The 8233-nt window shown below is 69.3% G+C and carries 8 protein-coding genes; 2 read left to right on the top strand and 6 right to left on the bottom strand.

The window, feature by feature from the left end; all coding sequences use genetic code 11:
- Positions 1–192: 192 nt before the first annotated feature.
- From ettA to V6M42_RS06070, 5 genes are all read right to left on the bottom strand, one after another.
- A complete protein-coding gene (gene ettA, locus V6M42_RS06090) occupies positions 193–1860 on the bottom strand; it encodes an energy-dependent translational throttle protein EttA (protein ID WP_332661239.1) in 1668 nt (555 codons plus the stop codon).
- A gap of 178 nt (positions 1861–2038) precedes the next feature.
- On the bottom strand, positions 2039–2407 hold the full coding sequence (locus tag V6M42_RS06085; RefSeq protein ID WP_332677852.1) for a hypothetical protein: 369 nt from the start codon (positions 2405–2407) through the stop codon (positions 2039–2041).
- A 129-nt stretch (positions 2408–2536) separates the two neighbouring features.
- A complete protein-coding gene (locus V6M42_RS06080) occupies positions 2537–4864 on the bottom strand; it encodes a heavy metal translocating P-type ATPase (protein ID WP_332677850.1) in 2328 nt (775 codons plus the stop codon).
- 32 nt (positions 4865–4896) lie between these two features.
- Positions 4897–5508, bottom strand: coding sequence for a TIGR02466 family protein (locus tag V6M42_RS06075; RefSeq protein ID WP_332677848.1), 612 nt, complete (start codon positions 5506–5508; stop codon positions 4897–4899).
- A gap of 28 nt (positions 5509–5536) precedes the next feature.
- Positions 5537–6295, bottom strand: a complete 759-nt coding sequence (locus V6M42_RS06070) for a tRNA1(Val) (adenine(37)-N6)-methyltransferase (RefSeq protein ID WP_332677846.1) — start codon at positions 6293–6295, stop codon at positions 5537–5539.
- Between the two features lie 116 nt (positions 6296–6411).
- Between V6M42_RS06070 and V6M42_RS06065 the strand changes: the two genes are divergently transcribed.
- Both V6M42_RS06065 and V6M42_RS06060 read left to right on the top strand, forming a co-directional pair.
- Positions 6412–7428: a polyprenyl synthetase family protein gene (locus V6M42_RS06065; RefSeq protein ID WP_332677844.1), complete on the top strand. Its 1017-nt coding sequence runs from the start codon at positions 6412–6414 to the stop codon at positions 7426–7428.
- Positions 7428–7838: a hypothetical protein gene (locus V6M42_RS06060; protein WP_332661248.1), complete on the top strand. Its 411-nt coding sequence runs from the start codon at positions 7428–7430 to the stop codon at positions 7836–7838. Before V6M42_RS06065 ends, V6M42_RS06060 begins: the two co-directional genes overlap by 1 nt.
- Here the strand turns inward: V6M42_RS06060 and V6M42_RS06055 are convergent.
- On the bottom strand, positions 7835–8233 hold a 399-nt coding region (locus V6M42_RS06055), incomplete at its 5' end, for an aminotransferase class I/II-fold pyridoxal phosphate-dependent enzyme (protein ID WP_332677842.1). The two genes, V6M42_RS06060 and V6M42_RS06055, sit on opposite strands and share 4 nt — an antisense overlap.

Here is an 8233-nt window from a genome sequence, read left to right as displayed (position 1 = left end):
CTCCGCCTGCGCCTCCAGCGGCGGGCCCTCCCAGAACCGGTAGACGGTCCACTGGCTCTCGAGAAAGGCCGTCAGCGGCGCCAGATGCCGCTGCATGATCAGTAGGGCGGGGCGGTCGGTCATGCGCCGACACTAGTCCACTCGCGCCCAATGAAAAACGGCCCCCGGATCGCTCCGGGGGCCGTTTCGGGATCAGCGCCCGAACTTCTGGAACTTGATCCGGTGCGGGATCAGGCTCTCGACGCCGAGGCGACGCTTCTTGTCTTCCTCATAGGCTTCGAAATTGCCCTCGAACCATTCGACGTGGCTGTCGCCCTCGAAGGCGAGGATGTGGGTGGCCAGACGGTCCAGGAACCAGCGATCGTGGGAGATGACCACGGCGCAGCCGGCGAAGCCTTCCAGAGCCTCCTCGAGGTTCTGCAGCGTCTCGATGTCCAGGTCGTTGGTCGGTTCGTCGAGCAGCAGCAGGTTGCCGCCCGTGGCGAGCGTCTTGGCGAGGTGGACGCGGTTGCGCTCGCCGCCCGACAGCTGGCCGACCTTCTTCTGCTGGTCGCCGCCCTTGAAGTTGAACGAGCCGACGTAGGCGCGGGTGTTGATCTCGCGCTTGCCGACCATCATCACGTCGGTGCCGCCCGAGATGACTTCCCAGATGGTCTTGTTGGGCTCCAGATCGTCGCGGCTCTGGTCGACATAGGCCAGCTTGACGGTCTCGCCGACCTTGATCGTGCCGGCGTCGGGCTGTTCCTGGCCGGTGATCAGGCGGAACAGGGTCGACTTGCCGGCGCCGTTGGGCCCGATGACCCCGACGATGCCGTTGGGCGGCAGCTTGAAGGTCAGGTCCTTGAACAGCAGCTTGTCGCCATAGGCCTTCTCGAGGCCCTCGGCCTCCAGCACGACATTGCCGAGGCGCGGGCCGGGCGGGATCTGGATGACGGCGTGGGTCTGGGCCCCGCGCATGCTCTCCTGCTCGTCCACCATCCGCTCATAGGCGGCCAGACGGGCCTTGGACTTGGCCTGACGGGCCTTGGCGCCCGAGCGGACCCATTCCAGTTCGCGGGTCAGGGCGCGCTGGCGGGCTTCGGATTCCGACTGCTCCTGCACGACGCGCTTGGTCTTGGCTTCCAGCCAGCTGGAATAGTTGCCCTCGTGCGGGTGGCCCTTGCCGCGATCCAGCTCCAGCGTCCACTTGGTCACCAGATCCAGGAAGTAGCGGTCGTGGGTCACCAGGATGACGCAGCCCGGGAAATTCTCGAGGTGGTGCTGCAGCCAGGCCACCGACTCGGCGTCGAGGTGGTTGGTCGGTTCGTCGAGCAGCAGCATGTCCGGCTTGGACAGCAGCAGGCGGGCCAGGGCCACGCGGCGCTTCTCGCCGCCGGACAGGTTGGTGGTCTCCCAGTCGTCGGGCGGGCAGCGCAGGGCGTCCATGGCCATTTCGATGCGGCTGTCGATGTCCCAGACGTCGCCGGCGTCGATCTTCTCCTGCAGGGCCGTCATCTCGGCCATCAGCTCGTCGGTGTATTCCTCGGCCATTTCCATGGCGATGGCGTTGAAGCGGGTGACCCACTGCTTCTCTTCACACCAGGCCTCTACGTTCTCGCGGACGTTCAGGCTGTCGTCGAGCTGGGGCTCCTGCTCCAGATAGCCGCGCTTGATTCCGTCGGCGGCCCGGGCCTCGCCGGAGAATTCATGGTCCAGGCCGGCCATGATCTTCAGCAGGGTGGATTTACCGGAGCCGTTGACCCCGACGACGCCGATCTTGGCGTCGTTGTAGAAGCTCAGCCAGATGTTCTCGAAGATCTTCTTGCCGCCGGGAAAGGCCTTGGTCAGGCCCTGCATCTGGAAAATATATTGCTGCGCCATGAGGTGCGGTGCGCCCTGTCGTTCGAGGTGTAGGGGAGGTTGGCGCGGGATGTAGCCGCCCTCTGCAAAGAGGGCAAATGAGGCGGGAATGGTCGCGCCTTCTGCAGTGATCTGAAAACTGCAATCCGGGATCGGCATGGGCCGCTGAAGCCGCCGTTCCGGCGGTCCCCGAGGCCGCCTACTCCAGCCGGATCGGCCAGAATCCCCCCGGCGTGGAGTCGGGATCGGGCAGGTAGCGCGCGCCGAGGTAGGAAACCGCCAGCCAGAGCGAGGTCCACAGGCCCCACATCACCATCGCCAGGGGGATGTCGGTATGGGCGTCAGCCGCGGCGTCGACCTGGCCGATCAGCCCGACCACCGCAGCCGCCAGCGCAGTGGCGTAGACGATGACGCGCGACCAGGACTGACACGCCAGCAGGGCCGTGGACCCGATCACCAGCAGGGCGCCCGTCAGCAGCCACGGAAACTGGGGCACCCACATGCCAATGATCATGTGGAAGCCGCTGTACAATAACAGAAGCACGCCGGTGGCGCGGGGGACGAGCATGGCGATGTCGATCGAAAGAGCAGGGCGAGCGCCCTCGACACTGCGACAACAAGCTTTTCACAGTCCTAAGCCAAAGGATTAACGCGGCGACGCGCAGCCCTTGCGCCGCTCACGGGCGAGGACCGCCCGCTACAGTCTGACGGTTTTCAGCCGCAACGCGTTGGAGATGACGCTGACAGACGACAGCGACATGGCCAGGGCCGCGATCATCGGCGAGAGCACGAGCCCAAGGGCCGGATACAGCGCCCCCGCCGCCAGCGGCACGCCCAGGGCATTGTAGCCGAAGGCGAACCACAGGTTCTGGCGGATATTGCGGACCGTGGCCTTCGACAGGGCGCGGGCGCGGACAATGCCGTTCAGGTCTCCCGACAGCAGGGTCACGCCGGCGCTCTCTATGGCCACGTCGGCGCCTGCGCCCATCGCCACCCCGACGTCGGCGGCGGCCAGGGCCGGGGCGTCGTTGACCCCGTCGCCCGCCATGGCCACGACCCGCCCCTCGCGACGGAGCCGCTCGACCACGGCGGCCTTGTCGGCCGGAGACACGTCTGCCTCGACCGCGTCGATGCCCAGTTGCGCCGCCACCGCGCGGGCCGTGGTCGCATTGTCGCCGGTCAGCATGACCAGCTTCAGGCCCTGGGCGTGCAGGGCGTCCACGGCCGCGCGGGTCGTCGGCTTGATCGGATCGGCGATGGCGAAGGCCCCGGCCAGGAGCCCGTCGACGGCCATGAAGATCACCGTCGCTCCGTCGCGGCGCTGAGCATCCGCGACGTCGGTCAGGGGCGCGGCGTCGACGGCGTTGTCCTTCAGAAAGGCCGAGGAGCCGATCAGGACCCTGCGGCCCTCGATCACCCCGACAACGCCCCGACCGACGGGACTGTCGAATTCCTCGGCGCTCGACAGCGCAAGCTCCCGCGCCTCCGCCGCCTGGATCAGCGCCCGGGCCAGCGGGTGTTCGCTCGACCGTTCCAGCCCTGCGGCGAGGCGCAGCAGGTCATCGTCGGCGAAGCCCGGGGCCGCGTGCACGGCCCTCAGGGCCGGCCGACCCTCGGTCAGGGTGCCGGTCTTGTCGACCACCAGCGTATCGACCTTGCCGAAACGCTCGAGCGCCTCGGCGTCGCGGATCAGGATGCCCGCCTGGGCCCCGCGGCCGACCCCGACCATGATCGAGATCGGCGTGGCCAGACCCAGGGCGCAGGGGCAGGCGATGATCAGCACGCTGACCGCGGCCACGAAGGCGAAGGCCAGGCGCGGCTCGGGCCCGACCAGACTCCACACGACGAAGGCCGCCGCCGCGACCACGACCACGGCGGGCACGAACCAGGCCGCGACCCGATCGACCAGCCGCTGGATGGGGGCGCGGCTGCGCTGCGCCCTGGCGACCAGATCGACGATCTGGGCCAGCAGGGTGTCGGCCCCGACCTTTTCGGCCCGCATCACGAACGAGCCGGTGGCGTTCAGCGCGCCGGCCACCACGGTGTCGCCCGCCGCCTTGGCGACAGGCATGGATTCACCGGTCACCAGCGCCTCGTCCACGGACGCGCGGCCCTCGACGAGGACGCCGTCGACAGGGATTTTCTCGCCCGGCCGGACTCGCAGGCGGTCGCCGACGGCGATGTGTTCGACCGGAATCTCCTCGTCGGTCCCGTCGTCGCGAACCCGCAGCGCCTGTTTCGGCGTCAGGTCCAGCAGGGCGCGGATGGCGTCAGAGGTCCGCTCGCGCGCCCGCAGCTCCAGCAACTGACCGACCAGCACCAGGGTGACGATCACCGCCGCCGCCTCGAAATACAGCGGCGCCTCGCCGTGTTCGCCGCGGAAGGCTTCGGGAATGGTCCCCGGCGCGATCACCGCCGCGGTGCTGAAGGCCCAGGCCGCCAGCGTCCCGAGGGCGATGAGGGTGAACATGTTCGGGTTCCGCGTCCGCACCGAGGCCCAGCCGCGTTCGATGAACGGCCACCCGGCCCACAGCACCACCGGCGTGGCCAGGGCGAACTGCATCCAGCCGTTCCAGCCCTGCGGGATCGGCAGGCGGAGGCCCAGCAGATGGGAGCCCATCTCCATGACGAACAGCGGCGCGGTCAGGACGGCTGCGATCCACAGGCGACGGGTGAAGTCTGCGATCTCGGGATTGGGACCCGTGTCGGCGGTCATCACCTCGGGCTCCAGCGCCATGCCGCATTTGGGACAGGCGCCCGGTCCGACCTGGCGCACCTCCGGGTGCATGGGGCAGGTGTAGACGGCCCCGGGCGCCGCGGGCTCCGGTTCCGCTCCGCCCGCCCGCAGATAGCGGTCCGGGTCAGCGACGAATTTGGCCCGGCAGCCGGCCGAGCAGAAGTGGAAGGCCGCGCCCCCGTGCGACGCGTGATGGGGCGTGGCGGCCGGGTCGACGGTCATGCCGCAGACGGGATCGATCGCCTGATCCGGCCCGCCGGCGGCCGGTTCGATGGGGACATGGGTCATGGCGTGCTTCCCTTTGCGCCCCTGGATCCGCCTCAGGCGTAGTTGAAACTGATCGAGATCCGCTCGCTCTTCGCGGCGTTCGGCGGCACCTCGTGGCGCAGCCAGCTCTCCCACATCAGGATCGTGCCGGCCCGGGGGGCCAGATAGACGAAGGGCTTCTCGCCCTCGGGCGCGTCGGCGTGGACGCCGGGACGGGCCATCATCATCGGCAGGCGCGGGTCTTCCAGCTTCAGGGCCGAAGCGCCGTCGGGCACCTCGACATAGACCGTGCCGCTCAGGAAGGCATGGGGATGGATGTGTCCGCTGTGCCCGCCGCCGGGCTTGAGGATGTTGATCCACAGGCTGTCCAGCCGCGGTTTGCGCGCCAGATCGAAATTCAGCGCCTTCGCATACAGCAGGGCGTGGCGGTCCAGATGGCGTTTCAGTTCGGCGAACTCGGGCATCCGGTGCGGCAGGTCGGACAGCGAGCCGTAGGAGGTGTAGCCGCGATAGCCGTGTTCCCGGCACCAGGCGCGCCCGGCCTGATCCTCGGCGGCCAGCATGCGACAGGCGTCGGCCAGACCGGCGTTGAAGGCGGTGAAACCGGGACCGGCGGCCAGCGAGGCCTCATAGACCTGGGTGACGAAGAGGGGGCGCAGGGACATGGCCTCCCTTACCCCACAGGCGGGCGGATCAGAACCCCAGCGCCGCCTCGCCCCTGAGGATCGCCTCGGCCTCGGCCGTATGCTTCGCCCCGCCGCGTTCGTGCAGCACCAGGGGCGGCAGCAGCCGCAGCGGGGCCTTGCCCGTCCTGATCGCGCTGACCAGGACCCGCTTGGCCGGCTCGTCCGCATACGGATGAATGCCCCGAAGCGCGAACGATCCCGCCTTCTCTCCCAGCAAGGCCAGCAGATCGGCCAGCCGGTCGGCGCGGTGGATGACCACCACCCGCCCGCCTTCGCGCACGCCCTTCAGCAGGAAGTCCGTCCATGCCCTGAGCCCGTCGTCCGCCATCCACGCCCCGCGCTTGCCCGGGGCCGGCGCCCGCAAGGCGCCCGGGTCGTCGAAGAACGGGGGATTGCTGATCGCCCAGTCGAACGGCTCCAGCCCCATCGCCCGGAACCCCGCCGCCACATCCCCCGCGACGATCGTCGCCTTCGCGCCGTTCAGCGCCGCATTCTCACGCGCCAGCGCGGCCATGGCGGGATCGCGCTCGAGCCCCGTCAGGACCGCGTCGGGACGCCGCGCGGCGATCTGCATCAGAACGGCGCCGGCGCCGCAGCCCGCCTCCAGCACCCGCTGCCCCGGCGCGGCCTCCACGGCGGCGGCCAGAAGCGCCGCATCCATGCCCGCGCGGTAGCCCTTCGCCGGCTGGCGAAAGCGGACGCGGCCGCCCAGCAGGGCGTTCTCGACGATCTCGACGGCGTCGGATTGAGAGGATGTGGCGGTCACGCGGCTTGACCCTTCATGGCCCGATCACCATTGTGCGCCGCATCGCCGCCCCGCAAGGCGGCGGCTGGATTTTCCGGTGCGATCCTCCCCCCGCGCCGCGCCGAGTGAGTTTTCCGTTGGACGCTGTCGTCGCCGCCGATCCCCGCTCGAAGGGAGACGTCGAACCGCTGGTTCGGCTGGCGAAGGGCGACATGGCGGCCGTCGACGCCCTGATCATCGCGCGGATGCAGTCCCAGGTGCCGGTGATTCCGCTGCTGGCCGACCATCTGGTCAGCGCCGGCGGCAAACGCCTGCGGCCGCTTCTGACCCTCGCCGCCGCCCGCGCCTCGGGCGCGACGGGCGAGATCGACGCCGCGGTCAAGCTGGCCGCCGCGGTCGAGTTCATCCACACGGCCACCCTGCTGCACGACGACATCGTCGACGGCTCGGACCTGCGGCGCGGAAAGACCGCCGCCCACCTGATCTGGGGCGCGCCGTCCAGCGTGCTGGTCGGCGACTTCCTGTTCGCCCGCGCCTTCGAGCTGATGGTCGAGACGGGCCAGATGCGCGCCCTGGGCATCCTCGCCACCGCCTCCAGCGTCATCGCCGAGGGCGAGGTGCTGCAGCTGACCCGCGCCCACGACCTGAATCTGGACCAGGAAACCTATCTGCGGATCATCTCGGCCAAGACCGCCGAACTGTTCGCCGCCGCCGCCGAATCGGGCGCGGTCGGGGCGGGGGCCGGCGATACGGCGGTGCAGGCCCTGCGCGACTATGGAATGAACCTCGGCCTGGCCTTCCAGCTGGCCGACGACGCCCTCGACTACGGCGGCCTGTCGGAAGATCTGGGCAAGAACGCCGGCGACGACTTCCGCGAAGGCAAGGTGACCATGCCCCTGCTGCTGGCCGCCGCGCGCACGCGCGGCCGCGAGGACGCCTTCTGGGACCGCACCATCAACAAGGGCCAGCGCACCGGGGACGACTTCCGCCGCGCCCGCGAACTGGTCATCGGCTCCGGCGCGGTCAGCGCGACCCTGGCCGTGGCCTGTGAATACGCCGACGCGGCCAAGGCCTCGCTGGCGGGTCTGCCGGCGGGAGAATGGGTCGACGCCCTGGAGCAGCTGGCCGATTTCGCCGTATCTCGCGCGGCCTGATGATCCTGACGCTGCTGTCCGTACTGGCGATCCAGTCTGAGCCGCGTTTCACCATGAGCGCCGAGCCGGGCGATCGGATCGTCGCCGAGGTTTTTCGCTTTCCGGACGGCGTGACGCCTGAGGCTGTCGACGGTCTCCTCGGCGGCGCCATCCGGAGCGCGGACCGCACTGAAGATTTGCCCGGAGGTCGACGCGTTCGGATCATTGCGGCGGCCGGTGCGACCGGCGAGCGAATAGTGGTCGTGGCTCCGATCAATGAGGGAGCGGACCGCATTGATCACGTCTGCCGCCTCTCGCAGCAAGCCGATGGCGGGATCGACAATGCGCCGCGCGCGATCTCCTGGTGCCTGACCTTCATCGGAGGCCCCGCCCCGACGATCGACCTGAGCGGTTCGACCGACTTTCGCTAGCGCAGCGAGGCGCAGAAGCGCTGGATGCGGCGGCAGGCTTCTTCCAGCACGTTCTCCGAGGTCGCATAGCTGATGCGGAAATAGGGGCTCAGGCCGAAGGCCGAACCCTGCACCACGGCCACGCCCTCGGCGTCCAGCAGGGCGGTCGCGAAGGTGTCGTCGCCGTCGATCACCGTGCCGTCGTCCGTCTTCTTGCCGATCAGGCCCTCGATCGAGGGATAGACGTAGAAGGCGCCCTCGGGCGTGGCGCAGCGGATGCCCGTCGCCTGATTCAGCATCGACACGACCAGATCGCGCCGCCGCTCGAAATGAGTCGCCCGCTCCGCGATGAAATCCTGCGGTCCGTTCAGCGCCTCGACCGCGGCCCACTGGCTGACCGACGACGGGTTTGACGT

The sequence above is a fragment of the Brevundimonas sp. genome, from assembly GCF_036677305.1.
In the GTDB taxonomy this organism is placed as follows: Bacteria; Pseudomonadota; Alphaproteobacteria; order Caulobacterales; family Caulobacteraceae; genus Brevundimonas.
Note: the sequence above shows the minus strand (reverse complement) of the source record. Positions and strands in the feature narration are given on the sequence as shown.

Bases quoted from the DNA above. Each gene is read 5' to 3' on its own strand.
- ettA (WP_332661239.1), bottom strand. From the start codon at position 1,860: ATGGCGCAGCAATATATTTTCCAGATGCAGGGCCTGACCAAGGCCTTT.
- V6M42_RS06085 (WP_332677852.1), bottom strand. From the start codon at position 2,407: ATGCTCGTCCCCCGCGCCACCGGCGTGCTTCTGTTATTGTACAGCGGC.
- V6M42_RS06080 (WP_332677850.1), bottom strand. From the start codon at position 4,864: ATGACCCATGTCCCCATCGAACCGGCCGCCGGCGGGCCGGATCAGGCG.
- V6M42_RS06075 (WP_332677848.1), bottom strand. From the start codon at position 5,508: ATGTCCCTGCGCCCCCTCTTCGTCACCCAGGTCTATGAGGCCTCGCTG.
- V6M42_RS06060 (WP_332661248.1), top strand. From the start codon at position 7,428: ATGATCCTGACGCTGCTGTCCGTACTGGCGATCCAGTCTGAGCCGCGT.